Raw genomic sequence first — 25,719 nt, forward strand, 5'->3', positions numbered from 1 at the left:
CTAAGCAACAAGATGGCCATGCTCATAACTGGCTGCTATGTTTCATGACCATCTTTATAGTAGTAGTCACGAGAATGCGGCGGCAATTATTCAACGGAAATTCTTGCTTCACCTGCAGCTGCTCCACCCTCGGTTGCGACAAGTCTGTTTTCTTCAAATGTTTCAGGTTGTTTCTGCTTGGATATTTCAGCGGTTGTCGCCTCTGCAAGCATGTTAAGTACCAATTCAAGAGTAAACATATTATCCCGAAGATTTTCTTTTTTCAGTCCTTTAAACGTCTTGTATTGTCGTGTTGTCATACCGGACCAGGCTTTTGAAATCTCATCTGTCAAGATTGCGTATTCTGCGCCTTTCTTTACGCCACGCTTATCCCACTCGTCTGTAAGCTCTTTTCTTACCTGGATTGCCTGCAGTCGCTGATTGATCCACTCCCTTGAATAGCCTTTCCCGGCATAGGTTTCAAGTGCCCTCTCAATTGTCAGCTCCGGATCGATTACTTCCTCAATTCGCTCCCTGCCAACCTGTGCCAGCCACATCTTAAATGGCTCAGCTTTTTTTGATGGGATAGATTGGATCAAGCGAAGAAGTTGCTCGGTATTTGCCACATCAGTAAATCTTTTCTTCCCATCCTGGGCAGTCATTTTCAAAGCGTGACAATTTGTCACGGTTTCATTTCCTTCTTCTTTCAGCCTCTGTTTCAGTTTTCTCCAATATGATGTTGGATCTTTGCTTTCAACAAGAACACCAACCACATCTACAATTGAAAAATACCATTCTTCTTCGTCCTCTATCCACGCTGTTCTTATCGGCTGGTTTTCAAATAACTGAACTTTATCATTTGTCATCTTCACGTTTTTCTCCTATCAGTTCTTCACCTTTTATTGACCCGGTTTCCTCAAACAGCAAAATGTACGCCATCATTCTGACCAAATATTCCGGAGGTGCACTAATTCCCTGCTCCCATTGTTGAAGGGTTCTTACAGGGATCCCAAATTTATCAGAAAACTTGCTTTGTGATAATCCTGTTTTCTTTCGTAATTCCTTTATTCTATCTGAAATATCCATATCATTGTCTCCTAAACAGTTTTATACTTTATTAAAGTATAGCACAGCATATATACGTTAACAACGTACATTTTTTTACACAAGTATAACATTATATCGTCTCCGAAAGTCGTGCCTCTTTTGCAACAATTACAAAAAGTCCTATGACATTTGCATCTAATCCTGCAAATGTCATAGGACTTTTGTTCCTAATCCGAGATGTAAAGGTACTAACCTAACCTCATTTCTTTAATTCTTATTCCTCCGCTGCCTTAAGTTTCTGTGTATCCTGGATCTCCATGATCATGTTCACACGGGTCTCATGGCGTCCGCCCTCGAACTTTGCATTGATCCAGGCATCAACGATCTGCTTTGCTGTCTCGATACCGATAACTCTTGCGCCGAAACATATAACATTTGCGTTATTGTGACGCTTGCTCATCTCAGCAGAATAAGGCTCGCTGCAGCAGCATGCACGAACACCGTCAACCTTGTTACATGCAAGGCTGATGCCTACGCCGGTTCCGCAGATGGCGATACCGCCGTCAACCTTTCCCTCTGCAACCATCTTTCCTACGCGGTATCCTGAAATCGGATAATTGAAACTGTCTGTTGAATTGGTTCCAACATCGATCATCTCAATTCCCTTCTCCTCGAGATACTCCTTTATCTCATTCTTCATATCTACTGATGAGTGATCATTTCCTATTACTAATTTCATAGTTGGTCTCCATTCTATAAATTCTATTTTAATGTAGCAGCTCATCCGGGACCCTGGTGACGGATGAACTGAAACATTTAAATTTGCTTTTTCTCCAAAAAGTATAACATAGGATATTTTATTTCTCTATAACATCACCCTTTGGTTCCTGCTGAGAAAAATTCAGCCAAACTTGACCCATACTTCGATTTTCGTGTTTTAAGTCATACAAAACCATGCTCCTGCTTGACCCATTCTCCGTTTTTCGTGTTTTAAGTCATACAGCACCCTGTTCTTACTTGACCCATACTCTGTTTTTCGTGATTTGAGTCATACAGAATCCTGCTCTTGCTTGACCCATTCTCCGCTTTTCTTGATTTGAGTCATACAGACCCCTACCCTTGCTTGACCCATACTTCATTTCTCGCGATTTAAGTCATACAGCACCCTGTTCTTACTTGACCCATACTCTGTTTTTCGTGATTTAAGTCATTTTGAATCCCTCTCTTGCTTGACTCATACTCAGTTTTTCGAGTTATAAGTCAATTGATCATCACTTGATAGTTGACTCAAAGACATTATTTCGGATATGTAATCAATCCAACAATGCCCTCGCATGAAGGTATCCTGTGTCAACTATCATATCCTTATAGTTCTCAGCCGTTACGACTGAAGGAACCAGTTCTATGGCAGGCACCACAACCATACCGTTCTGGTACATCTCAGCGTCCGTGATCTCGATCTCCGTTCCGTGATATATGTCATCCACAAGCTCTGTCACACTGAAAGCATACTGTGCAGGATCGTAAAACACAGACATTGACTGCTTTCCCTGAAGTATCCTGTCCAGAGCCTCTTCACTTGAACCGTCTCCGGTTATGACCGGCATGCTTCCTCCATATGTGCCGTCCATAACGGCCTCAGCCATCGCTCTGGATACGCCCCCCGCAAGCACATCGTCAGTACATATAACGGCATCAAGATTTCCGGAGGTATAAACCTCGGCAAGAAGCTCCTTCATACGTTCATAGGCCTCAGACTCACTGTTGTCCAATGTACTCACCTGCTCAAGCTCCATCTGCCCGGAAGGTATAACAAGGGCTCCGGAATCGATATACGGGAATAATGCTTCCATCAGACCCGGGAACCTGAAGTACAGGGTCTCATCCGACATGTCTCCCGTGAAAATTTCCGCGGTCTTTGGCTCCTCAGCTGTTGCATGCTTGAGATCCAGTGCATCAACGATATAATTACCCATGGTTTCACCCACGTGATAGTCATCGCAGCCGAAAAGGAAATTTACACCGTCTGTGCCCATGGGTACATGATCGATGGCGATAACATAGATACCCGAGTTTTTCACCTGTGTAAGCTCCGCTGCAAGGGCTTCAGACGAAACATCCCCGGGGGCCACGAATATGATCCCCGCTCCTTCTTTTACCAGCTCTTCTATATCCTCGATCTGCTTTTTAACCAGCTTATCCTTATGGAATCCCTCCACTGAAGGACCTTCCTCCAGAGGCTGCTCCACAGCATATTTAAAGTCTGCATTATATCCGGAAGCGTGAAGCACCTTATCAATCTGCTTTTCCATAAGCATCCACTTTTCACATTGCTGATCCGGGAAGGAGAAGCCTATAAGCTCTCCGTTTCCTCCGATGATATCGAGGTTTTCAATGTCATTGGGCGGCGCCACATTCTCTTCGATCAGATATTTTGAAGCCGTGGTTTCTTCTTCGGATTCATCTCCTGTCGGAGTGTTCTCATCTGCCTCTGTACTGCTGCTTTCCGAGACCTCCTGTGTCTCATTGATCCCGGATCTGATTCTCTTCCCCAGGAAAATGCAGAAAAGCAGAAAAACAAAGAAAATGATACATCCGATGGCAAACTGTACCATCATCTTATGCTCTGTAAGCCGTCTTTTTTTATGGGATTTTTCATGCTCATCATGGAGATTCTGATTTACATTCCTTTCATTCATCCTGATGGATTTATGCTGAAGACTCTCCCACTGGTACTCCGGATCTATCTGCACCCTTTTCCTTTTGGGCTTTTTAACAGTATTTTTATGATCATTCTTGAGATTTTCTTTTTTAGTTTCGTTAACCTTATCCAATGATCTCCCCCATTATCCATTGGGAACGGTTTTTATCTTATCCAATCCTGTCCCCGTCTGATTATACCCTCGTTTCATTATACTAAAAAAGGACCGGTATAAAACCGGTCCTCATAAATCTTTAAAGATTTTTTAATCTGAAGTGTAAATGTCGAGCTCCATTCATATCCGAATTGCTGCTATGAAAGCAGCATCCGACTATGAATGAACCGTGAGTACTTCAATTCTTTGGTTATCGTCTTAGTTCTTTGACTTCTCGGAACCATCCTCAACCATGTTCTTTGCACCTGCCTTCTTGGCAAGCTGCCAGACAAGGGATTCACCCTGGGCGATCTCAAGGTCAACGCCTGTAGCATTAGGCTCACTGTCCTTAAAGGCATAGTCCTTACCCGGAAGGATGGCATTCAAAATGATACCTACAAGTGAACCTGTTGCGATACCTGAGAAATTGATCGTTATAGCGCCAATCGGGATGATGATGGCGCCGGCACTGGAGTAGTTGACACCGATAGCAAGCACCATGATAAGTGCTGCGATGATGACATTTCTTGTCTTTGAAAAATCAACCTTAGTTTCAACGATGTTTCTGATTCCGACAGCAGAGATCATACCGTAAAGAACCAATGAGATACCACCGACTGTAGCCGCCGGCATTACCTCGATAAGAGCTGCAAACTTAGGGCAGAAGCTGAGGATGATGGCAATGCATGCAGCCAGGCGGATAACCATAGGATCATAAACCTTTGTAAGTGTAAGCACACCTGTGTTCTCGCCGTAGGTTGTATTGGCAGGTGCTCCGAAAAGAGATGCAAGAGCTGTTGCCAGACCGTCTCCTGTAAGTGTTCTGTGGAGACCCGGCTCCTTGATGAAGTTCTCTCCGACTGTTGAAGAAATAGCTGAGATATCACCGATATGCTCCATCATGGTTGCGAACGCTATAGGCACGATGGTTATCACTGAAGTGATGAGCAGTGAAGTGTTCATGGTTCCGTCAGTGAAAAGTGAGAATACTGTACGGCTGTAATTTAAAGGAAGTCCAAACCATGCAGCTTCCGATACAGGCGAGAAATCGATAGCTCCGGCAACTGCAGCAACAAGATATGAACCTATAACACCGAGAAGGATAGGGATGATCTTCACCATTCCGCGTCCCCAGATATTACAGATAACAACTATGAAGATAGCTACAAGAGCGATGGGCCAGTTTGAAGCACAGTTCTCGATAGCTGACTTTGAAAGGTTGAGACCGATTGCGATGATGATAGGACCGGTTACTACAGGCGGGAAATATTTCATTACCTTTGACTCACCAAATGCCTTGAAGGCTGTGGCAAGTACCAGATAAACAAGACCGGCACAAGCTACACCGAAGCACGCATATCTCAGGAGATCGGGCTCACCGTTAGGAGCAATTGCTGCATATCCTGCAAGGAATGCAAAGGATGATCCCAAAAATGCAGGTACTCTTTTCTTACTGATAAGGTGGAACAAAAGTGTACCGAGACCTGCCCAGAGCAATGTTGCGGACACGCTGAGTCCTGTGAGCAGTGGTACCAGAACAGTTGATCCAAACATCGCAAACATGTGCTGAAATCCAAGGATCAATACCTTTCCTGTTCCAAGCTTTCTGGCATCATAGATACCTTCTTCTCCGATCTTAAGTTTTTCGTTACTCATTAATTAACCCCTTCCTTGGCTGGCAGGATATAAAAACAAGATGCTTTACAGTCATATCAGTAAGGTTTTTTCTCTTCTGAATGACCTCTTAATAATTTGTCATTGCAAAGAAAAAGCACGCTTAGGAGGAAATATTCCCTCCTTGCGTGCTTGATAGATATTTACAATGACCTTTTAATCAGTATCTTCATCTTAATTTCAAATCCCTCGTTTGATTTTTTACCATTTTAACATCCTTTTTTATATCGTCAATAGTGGGAAACAAGGTTTTATTGAATAAAAATTCAATTTAAAGCTTTTAAATTTTTAATAAATAATTTTTATTTTATGATTGATAGCTCTCCCGTTTTTATATATACTATTCCATACTTTATTGAAATTGATGAGGAAAGTTTGAAAAATACTTTTCATCACTGTTTGTGCCTCCGGCAGAAATATGCAGAATGGAGATATTATGGAAATAAGACAGCTCAATTCATTCGTAAAGATCGTAGAGATGCAGAGTTTCAGTAAGGCAGCCGAGTCCCTTGGTTATACTCAGGCTGCGGTTACTATTCAGATACGTCAGCTTGAACAGGAATTCAATACAAAGTTTTTTGACAGAGTGGGAAGACACGTTGTCCTCACCCCTCCGGGCCGGGAGTTTCTCCAGTACGCCAATGAAATCCTCCGCCGGGTTGATGATGTCCATACAGCCCTGGGAAATCCCCAGATGCAGGAACATAAGCTTCGTATAGGCTCTCTGGAATCTCTTCTTACATATAAGATTCCCAATGTGGTGAAATACTTCTATGACAATCACCCGGAGATAACATTGGAAATAAAAACGGGTTCACCTAAAGAGCTCATAGACATGCTGGAGCATAACCTGGTGGATATGGTTTATTTCCTCGACAGACGTGTTTATGACTCCAACTGGATAAAAATTCTTGAGGAACCGGAACCCATCATTTTTGTGGCAAGCCCGGATCTGGAGATTCCGGGAGAAGACCAGAAAACCGGACATGTTCATATGAATGATCTACTGCAGCTTCCTTTCTTCCTGACAGAGCAGGACTCCAATTACAGATATGCTCTGGAGCAGGATCTGGCCGCAGACCGCATGCAGATCCGTCCTTTCTTTGAAACCGGAAATACGGAGGTCATCATCCGCCTTTTGAAGGAAAACAAAGGCATCACCTTCCTTCCCGCTTTCTCAGTACAGGAGGGTATCCGTAACGGTGAACTTAAAGAAATAAAGCCTGCAGATTTCAGCATGACCATGTACAGACAGATCTTCTACCACAAAGACAAGTGGGTCACCGAAGAAATGAAAGAACTGGAAAAGCTCGTGAAGCAGGGCCTGCTGTAATAACCTGCAACAGTTCAACCGGAATATAAAGACCGCTCGTAATTAGTTCAACGCCTGATAGTAATACCAGGCCTGCTTCTTGGTTGTTGGAGTTTCGCTGGCACCATTTGAGTTCCAAAGACCGAAGGCGTAGCCCCGAACTACTTCCACAGGTGCATCCACAAGACGGCTCAGCAGGAACGCCTCCACATAAGGATTCTCCTTGGCCTTTTCCCAGGCCTCCATGATTGCCCAGCACTGAGCCTCCTCACCTCTGATGGAGCTGAAGCCCTGCTCTGAAAGAATCAGATGTCTCACCTTTCCTTCCGGACTAAGCATTTCCTGATTCTGCATGTAATCGGTAAGAACATGGAGATTCTTCATATTTACTATCTTTGAATCTGCATCATCTGTTGCCAGTGGTGAAGAATTCATGAAATCCGGATTTGAAAGATCCTGGGGATACGGATGCCATGCTATACCATAGTCTGTATCAGCAAGATATGTATTGAGATAACCTAAAAGATCTCTCGAAGCATAGTACATATCTCCTCCAGACATAGTCCAGTTATAGTCAAAGGGGATAAAAACTCTTGCGTCGGGATTGGCAGCCTTTATGGCATCGTAGAAAATACGGAAACCTTCAGCATAAGCCCTGGCATATTCATTTATATCCGACACTCCCAGATAGTTCCACTCCACCTGGTTGTTGATCTCATTTCCGATAATCCAGTTGGATATCTTATCCTTATACCTGTAGGCCAGAGAATTGGCTACCTCTTCGGTTCTCTGTTTTCCCATATCAGTCAAAGTATTAAACTGATAGAGATTTGAAACTGACAGATCAACCGGAAGTAAAGCATCATTAGGCTGGAAGTCATTCATAACCCCTATAGTAACAGTAAGATCCGCAGCATTATATGCATCTATCAGGGCGTCAACCCCCTGCATCTGGAACTCATCCTTCAGGAAGCTTGCATTGAACTGGAAGATAACCTGCTTGCAGCCGAGATCCACCATATCCTGGATCATGGTCACATGGGAGGAATGTATACCCTTTATACTCTCCGGTGTGTTATAAAATGCCAATGCCTGTATGCTCATGGAGGCAGTCATGATGCCACTAAGCACTATTGCAGCCGCTCTTTTAATAAAGTGATTTTTCATACATTACCCTTTCATTGATTCAAGCCAAATTATGTACGGAATAATCTTCTCCAAATATATTTCGACATATATAAGTGCAATATTACCTGTGGAATGATTATACACCAAACATCCTACAAAATAATTTTACTTATTATTACGGATTTATGCAGATTTATATCCCCTAAATACCTTGCTTTTATGCGGTGTCTCGGATATAATGCCTAAGGTTAATGACGTTTAAGAGTGGCTCCAAAGCCACTTTTTTATTGTATAAGTCCGGTAACCGGCGAAGCCATGCTGAGGACTTATATCAACATACATCAGAAAAGGAGAAGCGAATGATTGCAGCAAACAACATTACCTTTCGTGTAGGCAAGAAGGCACTGTTTGAGGATGTTAATATCAAGTTCACCGAGGGAAACTGCTACGGTATCATCGGTGCCAACGGTGCCGGTAAGTCAACATTTCTCAAGATCCTGAGCGGCGTTTTGGAACCGACAAGCGGAGAGATCACCATGACTCCGGGACAGCGTTTAAGCGTTCTCGAACAGGATCAGTTCAAGTACGATGACTGCACGGTTATCGATACCGTTATCCGCGGAAACCAGCGTCTTTATGACATCATGAAGGAAAAGGATGCCATCTATGCAAAGCCTGATTTCTCAGATGAGGATGGTATGAGAGCAGCCGAGCTTGAGGCAGAGTTTGCTCAGATGGACGGCTGGAACGCCGAGGCCGATGCAGAGACCATGCTTAACGGCCTCGGGATCGGTACAGACCTTCACTACAAGCTTATGAATGAGCTTAAGGGCTCAGAGAAGGTTAAGGTTCTCCTTGCCAAGGCACTTTTCGGAAACCCTGACATCCTTCTTCTGGACGAGCCTACCAACCACCTGGATCTCAACTCCATCGAATGGCTTGAGGAGTTCCTTATCAATTTCGAAAATACTGTCATCGTCGTATCCCACGACCGTTACTTTCTCAATAAGGTTTGTACAAACATTGCGGATATCGACTATGGCAAGATCACGGTATTTGCAGGAAACTATGACTTCTGGTTTGAGTCTTCACAGCTTATCGTCCGTCAGCAGAAGGAAGCTAACCGTAAGAAGGAAGAGAAGATCAAGGAGCTGCAGGAATTTATCCAGCGCTTCTCTGCCAATGCTTCCAAGTCAAAGCAGGCAACCTCCCGTAAGCGTGCCCTTGAAAAGATCGAGCTTGATACCATTAAGCCTTCTTCAAGACAGTATCCTTACATCGTATTTAAGCCAAACCGTGAGATCGGTAACGACGTTCTGGAGGTTAAGAATCTTACAAAGACCATCAACGGCGTAAAGGTTCTTGATAACATTTCCTTCATCGTAAACCGTACGGATAAGATCGCACTTGTCGGTCCTAACGAGCTTGCAAAGACAACTCTTATGCAGATCCTTTCCGGTGAGATGGGGCCTGACAGCGGCGACTACAAGTGGGGTGTAACCACAACACAGTCCTACTTCCCTAAGGACAACACTGCTGAGTTCAAGTCTGAGGATACCATCGTTGAGTGGCTCACTCAGTACAGCCCTGACAAGGATACACAGTTCGTCCGCGGCTACCTCGGAAGAATGCTTTTCAAGGGCGACGACGGTTTAAAGAAGGTTAATGTCCTTTCCGGAGGAGAGCGCGTAAGATGTATGCTCAGTAAGATGATGATCTCCGGTTCCAATGTTATCATCCTTGACGAGCCTACCGATCACCTGGACATGGAGTCTATCTCAGCTCTCAATGACGGTCTCAAGAATTTCCCGGGTGTTATCATTTTCTCATCCCGTGATCACCAGGTAGTTGAGACAACCGCAAACCGTATCTTCGAGATCATCGACGGTCACCTCATCGATAAGATGACGACCTATGACGAGTACCTTGCATCTGATGAGGATATCAAGAAGAGATTTACCTTCACTCTTTCTGAGGCTGACGCAAGCGATAACTAAAACCGACCGCTCTACCTAACTAATTAAAGTCCCAGTTTTGTTAGCGCTGCTCGTTTCATTTCATTTATCCAGTAGATATAGTACTGGTAGTTATAGTGTATCTGCTGGTCAATGCTCCAGCTGTCCGGGAGGTTTCCGTTTCCGTCGCTCATTATTTCCTGAACGTCGATAAAGGTCCATCCGTTTTCAGCACATTTCTGTTTCATGGCAGCATTGAGCATGCGGACTGAATCATTGTTGTAGCCGGTCTTCTGGGAGGCCGCAGTCATATAAGTGGTGGAGATGACATTGATATCAACTCCGGGATTCGCCGTCTGTATCTCTCTAAGGAGTGTTTCGTAGTTATCTGCGGCATTTGGATCAGCAAGATCTTTGTAGCCGAAAAAGCTGTAAACATGCCTGGCTCCGATCATTCCGATGGCCTCGGGAAGTCTGTATCTGTGACCCTGGATCATTGGGTGGATATTCTTTCCATCATTCGGGAGAAGGGCTTTTGAGATACTGTAACCCGCAACTGCAAGGGATGTGAAATTATCACTTACCTCATCACCTATGCCTCCTGATATATTATAACGCTGGAAATTTTCGGCTACTGAGTCTCCGATTATTACAGAGCCCTGAAAATAGTTTCGAAGAGCCGATTTCTCTTCCTCTGTAAGATATGCCACATCTCTCTGAGCCCATTTTTCTGAGACAGCATTAATAATGTTAGCTGCTGTACCGGCAATATCATTAACTGTATCTCCTGGGGTCACTCCTGCCATAGGTCCCGCAACATTATTGGCTGCTTCATTGACAACAGCAGCTGTGGTCTCAACGGCTTCAGCTCCTGGGGTCACTCCTGCCATAGGTCCCGGTCCCATCATATTGCTTTCCGTATTGCTGAAGTCAATTCCCTGACCGGCAACTCCTGCCCATACGGGAACTGTCATGCTTAAAGAAAGTACAGCAGCTATTCCTGCAATATAAAGTCTGGATTTCTTCATTACATCTCCTTTTTCACACTGGTCCTAAACATTAAATAAAATAAACTCTTACCTTGCGAACTAAGTAAGCTTATCAGCAGCTTACTCCCTCTGAGACTTTTAATCCCCAACCTGATCAAAAATGATCCTGAACCTTGGGAACTTTACAGCGCTTTCTTATTATATCGGATTTACCCCATTAATTGTAAATCTATTTCCATAAGAGTAACTTACAATTCTTTCCGATACCTTATTATGTTGTAATATTCGATTTAATCACTATTATCTGTTAAAATAATATATAACGCAAATATAATCAAATGATCGACAGTTAACAAGGGAGTAGTTTATGAAACTCAATTTCAAAAAAAGTTTAGCAACAATAGTGCTTTTGACCGGCATCACAGTCCTGCAAAGCTTTTCTGCTTTAGCTGCCGGAGATCCTTCTGTTATGACACCCTCCGCTGCTGCAGGTGACCCCTCCATTACTGCCACTGTTGCAGCTTCCAATCCTGCTGCCATCTATACTTTTACAGGTACTGCCACAGAACATCAAAACCAGCTTCTGTATCAATACTTTAAAAATTCAGTTATCGTAGGGGATTCCATAGGCTGCGGATGGGGCCTTCAGTGCCTTAAGAATTCTGCCGATCCGGTAATGGGTAATTTCCAGAGTCTTGCATATCCGGGCTTCTGTGTTCATTCTGCCTTTGACGCCAGCATAGAAGACGCTGGCACCCCTATGTACAAAGGTGCAAAGCGTCCTGTATGGGAGTCACTTCAGCTCATGGCAGCAGACCATCCCGGAGAGACAACTCATATTTATCTGCACTTCGGATATAAGGATCAAAAGTGGACTGACACCCCTGAGCTTTACGTTCAGCTTATCCAGACTCTTCAGCAATATGTTCCGGACTCAGATGTCACAATCATCGGTGCCAGCTACATGTATCCCGGAAAAAACGGTGCGCCTTACACCAGCGCCAACATCAAAAAGCTTGATCTTGCCATGCAGAATTATGCCAATGCCTATGGCTGGGGCTTTGTAAATGTTGGTGACCTTCTCGCCGATCAGAATGGTGATCTGAATCCGGCATACTGCAGTGACAAGTTTATGCATATAACCCCTGCCGGATATGAAATCTGGAAGAGTGCTCTCACAGGCTACGCCTTCGCAAGAATGTCAGCCGCAGGAATCAACTGAAACTCCGTATAAAACATATCATTTCATTCGATGGATCTGTGGATACCTGAAAAAACACCGATAAACGTCTCTATAACCGGAAATCTGAAAAACCGATCAATGTATCCCCATCCGGGAATCTGAAGAAACACCGATTCATCCGGTGTTTTTTTAGTACAGTACCATAAACCTGTAGTTGTCAGGAACAGTGAGTTTCGGATGTTTCCTTATATACTCCACCAGAAGATCCTGAACATTATCGGCATCCTCATACACCGCCTTGGCGTTACCGATCATCTCATATCCTCCGGTTCCGGTGGCTCTGTAGTTTGAAGTCACAAGACGGTATTTTTTTCCTTCTTCAAGCTCTGTTCCGTCAAGCTTCCTTAAACGTACAACCCTGCTGCCCACAGGCTTTCTCAGGTCAAAAGCATAGTCAAGCCCCGCATAAAAATCATAATTGTAATGCTCGATCTTCGGTTTCATAAAAACATCCGAAATGTATGGCTTTCCTTCTTCATCGAGCTCCAGATACTGTGCGCATCTTTCCAGTGCTTCCTTAAGGATATCCACTGTAACTTCCTTCACCACCGAGGTATTGGCAAATGTATATGCCGCGTAAATATCCCTTATACTTACACTCTTCTTAAAGCCTATTTCACTGTTTCCGAGACTTGTGCAGGAAAAATCACACTCAACCGATTCCATCTGTACCTGATTAAAAAGAGCCGCAACCTTACTTCCGCGAAGAGCGATCTCAAGTTTATTTTCCGGCTTTATCTCTTTGTCAAACTCTCCGACTGTCTGATCCAGCCACTTTTCAGTGCTTTCCTCCAAAGGCATTAACTTTTCCTTAACGGCCTCATCTGTTTCTGAACCTGTCTTCAGAAGTTTTGACGAAAACTCTGTTTTTCCGTCTTCATCATAGTCAGCCTTAAGATATATAAACTCCTCAGCATTGGCAGAAGGCTGGACACTCCAGGTTCCGTAAAGGTCGAGTCCCGGAACAGACATATGCTGGTGTCCTGTAAGTATCAGGTCGTAATAAAGCTTCTTACACAGCTCACAGGCTATATTCTCTCTGCTGTCAGTAAGACTCGCTCCGGTTACCAGATCTTCCTCATAGCCGCCATGATATATCAGTATGGTAATGTCACAGCCTGCCTCTTTCATCTCCTCATAAACCTTTGAAGCGGCCTCAAATGAATCCGTAACCCTGAGCTCTGTCAGGTGTTCCGGCTGCTCCCATACATTAACATAATCTGTAACAACGCCTGTGATACCAAGTCTCAGACCGTTTGGAAGAGTACATATAACAAATCTTTTATATCTTATCTCCCCGCGGAGATCCTCTAAATTGGCTATAAGAAGTGTTCCCTTCATGACATTAGCATAATCACGTATAACATTGTAGCCGAAATTAAAATCGTGATTTCCCAGGGTGTAAAAATCAAGCCCCATGGCGTTAAAAGCCTCAGCCACAGGATGGCAGGAAAACTTCTGTGGATTCTCCAGATAGTTTGTTATAAGCGGAGTTCCCTGAAGACTGTCTCCTCCGTCCATTACCAGTATCTCTTTTTCAACAGTTACTTCCGTTTCTTTAAAAAACCTTTTGTTTTCCTCAATGCTTACGGTTCTGTATGTTTCCGGCGCATTAGTCAACAAACTGCCATTTTCGATGGATACTTCAGCATTTCTTTTCTGTATATCCCGGGCGACATTTAAAAGTCCACAGTCTTTTTTACTGCCTGTTGCATAGTCCACCGGCATGACCTTTCCATGAGTATCGGAAGTAAAATAAATCTCAAAGCTTTTCATTTACAATTCTCCAAAAACATTATCTATACATGTGACAAATGGATAGTTTCCTATACGGCATAGCCGGAAGGCATAAGAGCCGATCCGGATATCACATAAGATATTTATCTTCGCATCATAAGTCAGTAAAAGGCGGAGAAAACTCTCCGCCCATCTTTATTAACCTCTTGTTAACTTAACACGGATCTTCGTACTGATCCACTCTACGATAAGAACCAGCACCACAAGACCGATCAATATGGAACCCGCTTCATTCCAGCGATATGCATTCATGGCAAAAATAAGCGGTGCACCGATACCACCGGCACCAACAAGACCAAGAACGGTTGCATCTCTCAGGTTAATGTCAAAACGATAGATAGCCGTTGAAGCAAAGTTCGGCATAAGCTGCGGAAGGATACCGTAAAGTATCTTCTGCCAGGTTGAACAGCCCATGGCATCCAGTGACTCCAGGATTTTTGTGTCCAGATCCTCGATGGCTTCGATATACATCTTGGAAACCATACCTATGGAGGTCACAGACATTGTCATAAGACCCGCAAAGGGACCGGGACCTGTAACTCTGATGAACATAAGTCCATATACGAAGGCAGGCACTGTACGTATGATCATGATGAGGATACGTCCGATAAATGCAACCGGCTTTGGTGTCAGATTGCTGGCTGATAAAAATGCCAGGGGGATCGAAAAGATCGCACCCACAACTGTTCCCATAAAGGCGATACAGATAGTCTCCAAAAGAAGGTACAGAACGCCTTCCTTTGTGAGATTGAACAAAAGCTTTTGATCCGGGTGAACTATACCATTCAGTATGTTAATGGCCATTTTTCCGCCATTTGCACTGGCGCCTGAGGTTTCCATAGCACCAAGACTCCATATAAGAAGTCCTATAACGATAACTGCGATAGCAAGGTGCCAGATCCAGTCCTTGGGACGGCTCTCATATGCTTTTAAAATTCTTTCATTCATACGAGCACCTCCTTAAACAAGCTTCTTTCGCGCATAGCGGCTTACAGACTCGATGATAAACACAGTCACAAAAAGCACCAGGAGGATCATTCCGACATTTGGATACTCTCTCCATCCAAGCTGCTCATTGAGAATGAGACCGATACCACCGGCTCCGACATAACCGAGTACGGCAGCGTAACGAACATTTCCTTCAAAATTGTAAAGGCTGTTTGAAAGGAATGCCGGCATTACCTGTGGAACTATGGCATGTATAAAAGCTTCTGTCCTGTTAAATCCCATGGCCTCCATAGCCTCAAAAGCTCCCATATCCACAGTCTCAATCTCCTCATACATGATCTTTCCGATATAGGAAAATGAGAATATAGCAATAGCTGTGGTTCCGGCTATGGTTCCGAGACCGAATATAAATGTTGCTATAAGAGCACTTACAAGTGTAGGCAGTGTACGAATGATACTGAAAATAAGTCGCATAACCGCAACAACTGCACGGTTTTTGCAAATGTTGGTGGATGCCAGCATTGCAAAGGGCAGACATAATATGGAACCCAGTGCTGATCCGAGAAGAGACATCTTAACTGTATCCAGGATCGGATTAACTATGTTGCTGAAGTATCCGTATTCAGGTGGAAACATACGGCTTAAGATAACAAAAAACTGATTGCCTCTTTTGGCAAGAACAGCCGGATCAAAGCCTGTTATCTTTATGGAAATATAACTCATAAGAAGTACGAGGATAACATAAATGGGAGCTCTGGAGCTCTTCTGTTCAACAGATTTTCCATTATCCAGAGTGTACTTCTTAGGCGGGAAGATCTTATCATATATACTCATTCGTGTTCCTCCCGTCCTCCCTTGTAGATCTTATTGAGGACTTCTTTATCAACCTCTACTGCGGGTCCGTCATAAACGATTTCTCCGGCATTGATACCTATAACTCTTGAACAGTACTTAAGAGCCAGGTCCACATGGTGGATATTGATAAGGATACTTATATTCATTTCCTTATTGATACGTGTAAAATCATTCATGACCTGCTTTGCGGTTACCGGATCAAGGGCGGCAACCGGCTCATCCGCAAGGATTATCTCGGGATTCTGGGCAAGGGTCCTGGCAAGGGCAACTCTCTGCTGCTGTCCTCCGGAAAGCTGATCCGCGCGGACAAATGCCTTATCAAGGATTCCAACCTTATCAAGAGCCTCCAGGGCTTTCATCTTTTCTTCCTGATTATATATTCCGAAAACAGAACGATACCAGGGCATATCAGGAACGAATGCAGTAAGTACATTATTGATAACCGTGGTACGTGTAATAAGATTGAAGGACTGGAATATCATTCCTACCTTTCTTCTGAAACGACGAAGGCTCTTTCCCGAAAGGCTCATAACATCGGTTCCATCCACAGTGAGCTTTCCGCTGGTTACATCATGCATACGGTTTATGGTTCGGATCAATGTTGACTTACCGGCTCCCGACAAACCGATGATGGCTACAAATTCTCCCTGTTCTATTTCGAGATCGATATGCTTCAGACCTTCATAGCCATTTGGATATCTTTTTCCTACATCCTCAAACTTAATCATGGTTATTTCCTTTTCCTGTTATATAAATGATTAATTTAACCCAATGTTCCATGTGAATGTTTAACTCGTTAAGCACTCACATCTAATATCGGATAAAAAATATTAAATAATTAGTAGGTCATTGATTTTTTCATTATGTCCTGCTAATGGTAAATATTCCCCGGTACTTTATTCAACATAGAAAGAAAGTCCGCATGAATGCAAGCATTCTGCGGACTTTCCGAATTGTTAACGTGTACCGCTTCTATCAGTTCTGACCAAGACGAAGTTCCTTGATAAGATTCTGAGCATCACGAGCAGAATCGTAGTCAGAGTCATTAGCCTCTACATAACCCTTATGGGTATAGATTGCGATGACCGCCTTACCTTCATCTGTGTTTCCGATGTTGATCATAGCCTTCTTGAAAGCAGCCTTGAAATCTTCATCCATCATAACGTCTGATACTCTTGAACCTGAGATTGTATCATTGTAGATTCCCTCTGTGACACCGATAACATTTGTATCATCCCAGATTGAATTCTCCATTGCATACTCATCATTCCACTTCTCAACATAGTCACGACGAGCATCAGCATATGTGCAAAGAACATCGATCTGACCCTGAGCAAGACGTGCGAAAGCTGTACCATATGAATCACACTCTACAGCATGTGAGAGATCTGTGATATTCTTTCCAAATTTCTTCTGAATCCAAAGTGCCGGATAAATGTAACCTGCTGAAGATGTAGGTCCCATTACACCCCAGTTAAGACCGTCAATGTCTTCCCATGTAAGCTCTTCTCCGTTGTTAACCTTCTCTGCAACAGCCTTACCGTTATCTGAAGGACCTGCGATCATAAGTGCACGGTAGAAGGTTACCTGCTTATCAACACCCTCTGTAGGCTTCTGATCATTCCAGTCCTTTGGATTATCACTGTCGATAGAAAGTCCGTCTCTTGTGGCTGTAAGAAGAACCTCTGCATCCTGATCATAAAGGATATAAGTTCCGCCGGGGATGAATCCGATATCGATAGTTCCGGCAGCAAGTCCCTCACCAACAGCTTCATAGCTTGTTCCTACTGTGATATTAACATCTTTAATGTTGTAACCAAGAGGAGCCATCTCCTTTTTGATCATCTCCTTAAGAGGTTCTGTAGCTGTAACAATCTCGTCCGGCTCACGTGATGGAACAAATGCTACATTAAGTACCTCAATGTCCTTTGCATCTGCAGGTGCTTCTACAGCTTCTTCCTTCTTCTCTCCCTCTGCTGCAGCGTTTGTCTCCTGTGCTGCCTCTGTTGCTGCCTTTGTTGCTTCAGGTGCGGTTGTTGTTGATCCGCAGCCTACAAGTGCTGATGCCGCAAGCAAAGCAGCCATAACTAAAGAAATAGATTTTCTCATTCTTCTCCTCCTGGCTTGAAGCGTTTAGCTTCGCATGAATTTTCACAGCGTTTCCGCTGTCTTTCCAAAACTTTAAAGAGTATATCTAAGGTTTTGAAATGTGGCAATACATTACACAACAATTATATATAAATTTTGAAAGTTTGCCATAGTTTTTGATTACGTATTGAGGGAAATGCGGGAAATTGTGAAATGGCATGGAAATGTGGGTGGTTATGAAATGGTTCAGAAAATGCAAGGGACGGGTGACGGGCCACCCATCCCTTGCATTTTCTTCCATTTTCTATATATTTACAAATTTTATCCACATGTTTTATGCAACATTTTATTTGTCCACATTGTTGTCCACAATTATGCAATTTTTTCCACATTTTGTGTGGAAAAAATTCAAATTCTGCTGTATTTCATCTTTATTTAGCCTGTTTTTTTGATTTATCCACATTGCACTTGCTTTCCGTAATAACACTATGACTCCATACCGGTTAATTCCGATTTGCAGTCAATGTGCTAAACAATTAATTCGACAGCTTTACAGTATATCCTTGTAGCGGCCGAGGAAGGTCTGCATGCGTTCGTTTTCAGAGTTGAAGACTTCTTCGGCGGAGCCTTGTTCAACGATTACTCCGTCGGACATGAAGATGACTTTATCGGAAATGTCTCTCGCGAAGGACATTTCATGGGTTACTATGACCATGGCGATTTTTAAGTCCTTCAGGGATTTGATGACTTTCAGGACTTCTCCCGTAAGCTCCGGATCAAGGGCACTGGTTGGCTCATCGAAGAAGAGGACCTTTGGATTAAGGGCAAGAGCTCTTGCTATGGCTACTCTCTGCTGCTGACCTCCGGAAAGCTGAAACGGGTAGTAATTTGCTTTATCACTTAAGCCCATCTTTTCCAGAAGTTCCATTCCGATCTTCTCAGCTTCGGCTTTTGATTTTTTCTGGACATTTATTACCGCGTCAGTAACATTCTGCATAACGTTCCAGTGGGGAAACAGATTGAACTGCTGGAAAACCAATCCGAATACAGAACTTACTTTTCTTATGGTTTTTTTGTCAGCATATACCGACTTACCGTTAGGATCATTCTCGGCAACTATGATATCTTCATACTTTAGTGTACCGGAGTCCATTGTTTCCAAAAGAGTTGCACATCTTAAAAGTGTGGACTTTCCTGAACCGGATGGTCCGATGATGGATACTATTTCACCATCTTTTACTTCAAGGCTTATATCTCTTAACACCTGCAGATTACCGAAGCTTTTTTTCACATGCTTCATTTCCAAAAGATTCATTTTATTTTCTCCGTTATTGAAGTTCATCGCCCCATATAGAATTAATTTACTTTAGAGGCGAGGCTGCAAATCAGATTTTCACAGAAAATCCGGCTTTTTATTTGTAGTAGTCAAGTTTCTTTTCTGCCTTATCCATTAGGAATGCCACTACGAAATTGAACACATAATAAAACAATCCCGCAACTATAAGCGGTGTCATGGAGGTCTGGCTTGAGGACAATGCTTTTGCCTTTGTGAACATTTCCATTACAGAGATGGAGAATGCCAGGGAGGTATCCTTAACAAGGGTTATAACTTCGTTGGTAACAGACGGAAGTATTCGTTTAATAACCTGCGGAAGTATGATCCTCACAAAGGTCTGGAATTTGCTGTATCCGAGAAGTGCGGCAGCCTCGTACTGTCCGACAGGCATTGACTGTATTCCGGATCTGTAGATCTCCGCGAAGTAGGCAGCGTAATTGATTATAAAACCAATATAAACAGCAGAATTTCTGTATGTGGGACTAAGCTTTATATTAAAGAGATAGTAAGGTCCGTAATACACAACAAAAAGCTGAAGCATAAGAGGTGTACCCCTCATTATGGATATATATATCTTTGTTATGCTGCTGATAATGTTATTCTTCGACATCCTTCCAAAGGCTATGACAAGTCCCAGCGGAAGACTGAAAAGAAGTGTTATCAAAAAAATCCTTACCGATACGGCAAGACCTTTCAGTAATTCTATTATTATCTGTGAAAGAACCATTTTTTTCCTCCAGAGTATTTCCTATAATCCGTTTCTGTCTGATTATACATAACGCTTTAGCTCAATGCAATGATAAATCGTTAAATCAACAGCATATCTGTATACCCCTAGGGATGATGCTCCCCGGCACGGATGATTCTCTCCGGTAGGGATGATTCTCCCCGGTAGGGACGGTCCTCCCCGGTAGGGACGGTCCTCTCCGGTGAGAACCGTCCCCTCTGGTTTCCTATGGTTTTGATCATAAATCAAAAAGCAGATGCTGTTGAGTTATCCCACAGCATCTGCGTTATCGTCATCAGCCTGGCCATCCGTATCATTCTCAATGAATTCAAGATTGCCCTGCATCCATATTTTTCCTTTAAATCTTCTTCCGACAGCCGGTATACCCACCAGATCCGACTCATTGATGGCAACATGGAAGATACAGTCATTGCAGCTGATCTTCATATCCACCACATTTTCATGGGTATAAACATTCTCCTTTACTCTGAGAGAAACTATCTCTCCAAGGATCGAATATATATCACACTCCACACCTGTAGGCATGAAGGTTGTTTCTACTATACTGTACAAATCCTCTGTAACTATACGCTGATGAAGCTCGTTAAACATATTGATATCCGTCTCCGTAAGGGTATCAATTGCTTCCTGGTCTCCCTGCCTTGCAGCCTCAAACAGACTTCTGCGCTCAATGCTTTTTCTTTTTACAGCTTCCGGATCTTCCTTCTTCTCTATGGGCAAAAGGATCTTTCCTTCACAGGCAAGACCTGTAAGAAAGGCTTGTCTTGCTTTGACGCGCATTTCCATTTTTTGAAGTTCTCTGAGCTGTACTGAATTTGTAATATAAAAAATAAGTGTTATTCCCGATTTAAAGTCTTCAAGTACCCCTGCATAGGTTTCTTTTTCCAGATGTCTCTCCGCAGATCCCGCTTCTGTCAATGTTCCGTCATAGGATCTCATATACGGAAAATAATAATTCCTGTGGAAAACACCGTCGGGAGTTCTCTCACCAACAACCGCAATACCCATGGAAGGTGCCACCGGAAGCTGATACTGCTCTATGACAGAACCCTCATTACCATTGATGATAAGAGTCCGATACTTGTCATTAACAGCACGCTCCAAAAGCGGCTCAAGCTGCATATCGGTCTGTATCTTTGAAAATCCTATTGTTTTCAGAAAATTATGCATCTATAACCCCTTTAGACTGCAATCTGAATAATCTTTTTTAGTAACAGTTCAGCCGCCGTCCCCATGGTCCACCGGCTGAACTGTTACCTTTTTTATAATCAACGAAAGTCAGGTGTACTTAACACCTGACTTTCGTATATTACTATAACCGTATGTCAATTGCAAGCCATCTCGGTTTTGTCAGAAAGACCTGATATTATACCAAGCCCTGAGCAAGCATTGCGTCTGCAACCTTCTCAAAACCTGCGATGTTGGCACCAACTACGAAATTACCCTCATTGTCATATTTCTTAGCTGCAGCTGCAACGTTCTTGTAGATATTTGTCATGATATCCTTAAGCTTTCCGTCAACCTCTTCGAAGGTCCAGCTGAGTCTCTCAGAGTTCTGAGACATCTCAAGAGCTGAAACTGCAACGCCGCCGGCATTAGCTGCCTTAGCAGGCATGAAGAGGATCTTTGCTGCAAGGTAAGCATCGATGGCATCTGAATCAGATGGCATGTTAGCACCCTCTGCAACTGCCCAGCATCCGTTGGCAAGAAGCTTCTTGGCATCCTCACCGTTGATCTCATTCTGTGTTGCGCAAGGAAGAGCGATATCGCACTTAACGCCCCAAGGTCTCTCACCCTCATGGTACTCAGAACCCGGAACTCTCTTAGCATACTCGCTGATTCTTGCTCTCTCTACCTGCTTGATCTGGCAGAGAACATCGAAGTTGATTCCGTTAGGATCATAAACGTATCCGTTAGAATCAGAACATGTAACAACCTTTGCACCAAGTGATGTTGCCTTCTGTATAGCATACTGCGCAACGTTTCCTGAACCGGAAACAACTACTGTTGCTCCCTTAAGGGACTTGCCTGCTGCCTTTACCATCTCGTCTGTGATATATACGAGACCGTATCCTGTAGCCTCAGGTCTTGCAAGGGATCCACCGAAGCTGAGACCCTTACCTGTGAGAACACCCTCATAGAGGTTTGTAAGTCTCTTGTACTGTCCGAAGAGGTATCCAACCTCACGTCCGCCTACACCGATATCTCCTGCAGGAACGTCTATATCCTTACCGATATACTTGAAAAGCTCTGTCATGAAGCTCTGGCAGAAACGCATAACCTCTGATTCTGACTTTCCGTGAGGATCGAAGTCGGAACCACCCTTGCCGCCGCCGATAGGAAGACCGGTAAGAGAGTTCTTTAAGATCTGCTCAAAGCCAAGGAACTTAAGAATTGACTGTGTAACTGAAGGATGGAAACGAAGACCTCCCTTGTATGGTCCGATAGCAGAGTTAAACTGCACTCTATAGCCAAGATTTACATGGTTTACACCCTTATCATCTGTCCAGGGTACTCTGAATGTGATGATTCTCTCAGGCTCTACAAATCTCTCAAGGAGAGCATCCTTTCTGTATACCTCTTCGTTCTTCTGAACTATAGGATCCAGAGAATCAAGAATTCTCTTGGCAGCCTCAAGAAACTCCGGCTCATTTGGATGTTTAGCCTTTAAATTTTCGTATACTTCTGCAACATAAGACATAAGATTTTCCTCCTTCAGGAAATACTTCTTAAACTAAAAAATCCGGTGCCGGGACAGACCACGCCCCCACTTCCTGAAAGGCGCCCCCATTGGCTCCGAATCGTTTGCTTTACATGAATCACTATAGCACGTTATAACTTTTCAGTAAACAAAAAATAACAGGCATAACTAATTGCTATGAAATGGTACTGCTTCTTTTTATTCAAAACAAAAACTGTGTGAGATACAGATCTCACACAGCCTTCACTTTATGAACTTGTTGCCACAGGTTCATCATTTATTGAATATCAAAGTAAGGTAGCATAACGCTATATATTACTCTGTATACTCCTTAATGCAGCCCATGATTTCTACAGGTGTCTTGTCATTCTTCTCATACTTCTTTCCGTAGAATGCGAGCTTGTAGATTTCCTTAAGATCTGAAATGATCGGATAACGGGGATTTGCTCCTGTACACTGATCGTCAAATGCATTGACACTCATTTCATCGAGGGTCTTTAAGAAATCCTCTTCTGTTACGTTATAGTCCTGGATTCTTTCCTTTACACCAACCGTCTTCTTGAGTTCTGTGATCTTCTCACAGAGCTTCTCAACAGCCTTTGCATCGTCCTTCTCGTTGATGCCTACGAAACGTGCACACTCAGCGTATCTCTTAAGTGTGTGTGGATACTCGTACTGAGGGAAGGTTCCCATCTTTGGCGGCTGCTCCGATGCGTTATATCTTATTACGGCATTAAGAAGCAGTGCGTTTGCAAGTCCGTGAGGGATGTGGTGATATGCACCAAGCTTATGTGCCATGGAGTGACAGATTCCAAGGAAAGCATTGGCGAAGGCCATACCTGCCATGCAGGAAGCATTGGCCATCTCATCACGTGCCTTGATGTTTGTAGGCTCGTTGTAGGCTGTAGGAAGATAGTCAAATACTCTCTTCATAGCCTGAAGTGCGAGACCGTCTGTATATGGTGAAGCCATCATGCTTGCGTATGCCTCAAGAGCATGTACAAGTACGTCGATTCCTGATGCAGCTGTAAGTCCTCTTGGCTGTGTCATCATGTTGTCTGTATCAACGATGGCAATGTTCGGAAGGAGCTCATAGTCGGTGATAGGATACTTTGTTCCTGTCTCCTGGTCTGTGATAACCGCGAATGGTGTAACCTCTGAACCTGTTCCTGAAGATGTGGGGATAGCTACGAACAGAGCCTTTGTACCCATCTTAGGGAACTGGTATATCTTCTTACGGATATCAATATAGCGCATAGCCATATCAGCGAACTTTACTTCAGGATGCTCGTAAAGTACCCACATGATCTTGGCTGCGTCCATAGCAGAACCACCGCCGAAAGCAATGATGGTATCGGGATTGTAGCGTGCCATCTGCTCAGCGCCCTCCGTTGCATTTGCAAGTGTGGGATCCGGCTGCACATGTGAGAATACTCTGTAATCGATTCCCATCTCATGAAGCTTATCAGTAATAGGCTTTATGTATCCTGCTGAATCGAGGAAGGAGTCTGTTACCAGGAATACCTTCTTCTTATCGTAAACTTCCTTAAGCTCACTGAGGGCTACCGGCATACAGCCCTTCTTGAAATAAACCTTCTCAGGTGTTCTGAACCAGAGCATATTCTCTCTCCTCTCTGCAACTGTCTTATAATTTAAAAGATGCTTGATACCAACGTTCTCCGATACGGAATTTCCGCCGTAAGAACCGCATCCAAGTGTAAGAGAAGGAGCAACCTTAAAGTTATAGAGATCACCGATTCCACCCTGTGAAGACGGCATGTTAAGAAGTATTCTGCAGGCATGCATTGCAACTGCGTGCTTATGTATCTTTTCAGTCTCTCTTGGATCGATGAAAATTGATGCTGTGTGTCCGGGACCTCCATCCATGAGAAGGAGCTCTGCATTCTTAATGGCAGCATCGAAATCCTTTGCCTTATACATTCCGAGAACCGGTGAAAGCTTCTCGTGTGCAAATGGCTCTGCCGTTGTGTTGTCAGAAACCTCTCCGATGATGACCTTCTTGTCATGAGGGATCTTTACTCCCGCAAGCTCGGCAATCTTCCATGCAGGCTGTCCAACGATCTTGGCATTCAGTGAGCCGTTGATAATGATGGTCTTTCCAACCTTCTCACGCTCCTCCTTGTTAAGGAAGTATGCGCCTCTGTACTCCAGCTCCTTCTTAACCTTGTCATAGACATCTGCAACAACTGTTATTGACTGCTCAGAAGCACAGATCATACCATTATCAAAGGTCTTTGAATGAAGGATAGAGGAAACTGCCATCTCGATATCAGCTGAAGAATCGATGATACATGGGTTGTTTCCTGCACCAACGCCGAGAGCCGGTGTTCCCGATGAGTAAGCTGCATTAACCATTCCCGGTCCGCCGGTAGCAAGGATGCAGTCTGCGTCATGCATGATCTCCGATGTCATCTCAAGTGACGGCTCGTCGATCCATCCGATGATATTCTCAGGTGCGCCTGCTGCAACTGCTGCATCAAGTACGATCTTGGCTGCAAGGCTTGTGCACTTCTTAGCTCTTGGGTGGGGGCTTATGATGATACCGTTTCTTGTCTTAAGACAGATCAATGTCTTGAAAATAGCTGTTGATGTAGGGTTTGTTGTAGGGATTACGGCAGCGATAAGTCCCAAAGGCTCTGCAACTGTCTTTGTTCCGAATGCAGGATCCTCATCGATGACTCCGCAGGTCTGTACATTCTTATACTTGTTGTAGATGTACTCAGCTGCATAGTTGTTCTTTATAACCTTATCCTCAACTACGCCCATTCCTGTCTCTTCTACAGCCATCTGCGCAAGCTGTATACGCATCTGGTTTGCAGCTGTAGCTGCTGCATTGAAGATCTTGTCAACCTGCTCCTGACTGTAAGTCGCGAACTTCTCCTGAGCCTCACGAACTACCTGGATCTTCTGAAGCAATGAATCCATGTCATTTACAACTTCCGGATTTTTTACTTTACTCATGTGATTTCCTCTTTTCTGTGGCAACAATAGTTTCTGAAAAATAATTCCACGAATCTGTTTTGACGCGTTTGTTATTTTTTTA

At 43.7% G+C, this 25,719-nt stretch carries 19 protein-coding genes and 1 pseudogene; 3 read left to right on the plus strand and 17 right to left on the minus strand.

The window, feature by feature from the left end; all coding sequences use genetic code 11:
• Positions 1–86 precede the first annotated feature (86 nt).
• From G625_RS18985 to G625_RS18995, 5 genes are all read right to left on the minus strand, one after another.
• The gene (locus tag G625_RS18985) at positions 87–845 is read right to left on the minus strand and encodes a BRO-N domain-containing protein (RefSeq protein WP_044932070.1); all 759 of its coding nucleotides are present in this window, start codon (positions 843–845) and stop codon (positions 87–89) included.
• Positions 835–1,065 (minus strand): helix-turn-helix domain-containing protein, encoded by a 231-nt coding sequence (locus G625_RS0108245; protein WP_029200747.1) that lies wholly within the window; start codon positions 1,063–1,065, stop codon positions 835–837. The genes G625_RS18985 and G625_RS0108245 overlap by 11 nt, the downstream gene beginning before the upstream one ends.
• A 235-nt stretch (positions 1,066–1,300) precedes the next feature.
• Positions 1,301–1,765 carry a ribose 5-phosphate isomerase B gene (gene rpiB / locus G625_RS0108255; RefSeq protein WP_029200748.1) on the minus strand — a complete coding sequence of 155 codons (465 nt, stop codon included), beginning with the start codon at positions 1,763–1,765 and terminating at the stop codon, positions 1,301–1,303.
• 574 nt (positions 1,766–2,339) lie between these two features.
• Positions 2,340–3,860 (minus strand): substrate-binding domain-containing protein, encoded by a 1,521-nt coding sequence (locus tag G625_RS21185; RefSeq protein WP_049895806.1) that lies wholly within the window; start codon positions 3,858–3,860, stop codon positions 2,340–2,342.
• 240 nt (positions 3,861–4,100) lie between these two features.
• Positions 4,101–5,537, minus strand: coding sequence for a uracil-xanthine permease family protein (locus G625_RS18995; RefSeq protein ID WP_044932059.1), 1,437 nt, complete (start codon positions 5,535–5,537; stop codon positions 4,101–4,103).
• A 454-nt stretch (positions 5,538–5,991) separates the two neighbouring features.
• On the opposite strand from G625_RS18995, the gene G625_RS0108275 reads away from it, so the two are divergent.
• Positions 5,992–6,888 (plus strand): LysR family transcriptional regulator, encoded by an 897-nt coding sequence (locus G625_RS0108275; RefSeq protein ID WP_029200749.1) that lies wholly within the window; start codon positions 5,992–5,994, stop codon positions 6,886–6,888.
• Between the two features lie 42 nt (positions 6,889–6,930).
• On the opposite strand, the gene G625_RS19000 is transcribed toward G625_RS0108275, so the two are convergent.
• A complete protein-coding gene (locus G625_RS19000; RefSeq protein WP_049895807.1) occupies positions 6,931–8,034 on the minus strand; it encodes a DUF5722 domain-containing protein in 1,104 nt (367 codons plus the stop codon).
• A gap of 320 nt (positions 8,035–8,354) precedes the next feature.
• Here G625_RS19000 and G625_RS0108285 point away from each other — a divergent pair, with 320 nt between their 5' ends.
• Complete coding sequence (locus tag G625_RS0108285) at positions 8,355–9,992, plus strand: ABC-F family ATP-binding cassette domain-containing protein (protein ID WP_029200750.1); 1,638 nt, start codon at positions 8,355–8,357, stop codon at positions 9,990–9,992.
• Positions 9,993–10,015: 23 nt separating this feature from the next.
• Here G625_RS0108285 and G625_RS0108290 read toward each other — a convergent pair whose 3' ends face one another.
• Entirely contained in the window at positions 10,016–10,978 is a 963-nt protein-coding gene (locus tag G625_RS0108290) for a GDSL-type esterase/lipase family protein (protein ID WP_029200751.1), read from the minus strand.
• Between the two features lie 328 nt (positions 10,979–11,306).
• On the opposite strand from G625_RS0108290, the gene G625_RS0108295 reads away from it, so the two are divergent.
• A complete protein-coding gene (locus G625_RS0108295; protein WP_029200752.1) occupies positions 11,307–12,161 on the plus strand; it encodes a GDSL-type esterase/lipase family protein in 855 nt (284 codons plus the stop codon).
• Positions 12,162–12,311: 150 nt separating this feature from the next.
• On the opposite strand, the gene G625_RS0108300 is transcribed toward G625_RS0108295, so the two are convergent.
• The 10 genes and pseudogenes from G625_RS0108300 to adhE form a co-directional block, all read right to left on the minus strand.
• Positions 12,312–13,958: a bifunctional metallophosphatase/5'-nucleotidase gene (locus G625_RS0108300; RefSeq protein ID WP_029200753.1), complete on the minus strand. Its 1,647-nt coding sequence runs from the start codon at positions 13,956–13,958 to the stop codon at positions 12,312–12,314.
• Positions 13,959–14,117: 159 nt separating this feature from the next.
• On the minus strand, positions 14,118–14,927 hold the full coding sequence (phnE, locus tag G625_RS0108305) for a phosphonate ABC transporter, permease protein PhnE (RefSeq protein WP_029200754.1): 810 nt from the start codon (positions 14,925–14,927) through the stop codon (positions 14,118–14,120).
• A gap of 12 nt (positions 14,928–14,939) precedes the next feature.
• Entirely contained in the window at positions 14,940–15,761 is an 822-nt protein-coding gene (gene phnE, locus G625_RS0108310; RefSeq protein ID WP_029200755.1) for a phosphonate ABC transporter, permease protein PhnE, read from the minus strand.
• Positions 15,758–16,510 carry a phosphonate ABC transporter ATP-binding protein gene (gene phnC / locus G625_RS0108315; RefSeq protein WP_029200756.1) on the minus strand — a complete coding sequence of 251 codons (753 nt, stop codon included), beginning with the start codon at positions 16,508–16,510 and terminating at the stop codon, positions 15,758–15,760. The genes phnE (G625_RS0108310) and phnC overlap by 4 nt, the downstream gene beginning before the upstream one ends.
• A gap of 247 nt (positions 16,511–16,757) precedes the next feature.
• Positions 16,758–17,891 carry a phosphate/phosphite/phosphonate ABC transporter substrate-binding protein gene (locus tag G625_RS0108320; protein WP_029200757.1) on the minus strand — a complete coding sequence of 378 codons (1,134 nt, stop codon included), beginning with the start codon at positions 17,889–17,891 and terminating at the stop codon, positions 16,758–16,760.
• A gap of 529 nt (positions 17,892–18,420) precedes the next feature.
• The gene (locus G625_RS0108330) at positions 18,421–19,185 is read right to left on the minus strand and encodes an amino acid ABC transporter ATP-binding protein (RefSeq protein WP_029200759.1); all 765 of its coding nucleotides are present in this window, start codon (positions 19,183–19,185) and stop codon (positions 18,421–18,423) included.
• Between the two features lie 97 nt (positions 19,186–19,282).
• A complete protein-coding gene (locus G625_RS0108335) occupies positions 19,283–19,933 on the minus strand; it encodes an amino acid ABC transporter permease (RefSeq protein WP_029200760.1) in 651 nt (216 codons plus the stop codon).
• A 267-nt stretch (positions 19,934–20,200) separates the two neighbouring features.
• Positions 20,201–21,124, minus strand: coding sequence for a DUF3881 family protein (locus tag G625_RS19005; protein ID WP_044932061.1), 924 nt, complete (start codon positions 21,122–21,124; stop codon positions 20,201–20,203).
• 196 nt (positions 21,125–21,320) lie between these two features.
• Positions 21,321–22,655, minus strand: a complete 1,335-nt coding sequence (gene gdhA, locus G625_RS0108345) for an NADP-specific glutamate dehydrogenase (RefSeq protein WP_029200761.1) — start codon at positions 22,653–22,655, stop codon at positions 21,321–21,323.
• A gap of 381 nt (positions 22,656–23,036) precedes the next feature.
• Positions 23,037–25,637 (minus strand): annotated as a pseudogene (adhE, locus tag G625_RS19010) (bifunctional acetaldehyde-CoA/alcohol dehydrogenase); the annotation flags it as partial.
• Between the last annotated feature and the right edge of the window lie 82 nt (positions 25,638–25,719).

The sequence above is a fragment of the Oribacterium sp. NK2B42 genome, from assembly GCF_000424445.1.
GTDB lineage: Bacteria > Bacillota > Clostridia > Lachnospirales > Lachnospiraceae > Oribacterium.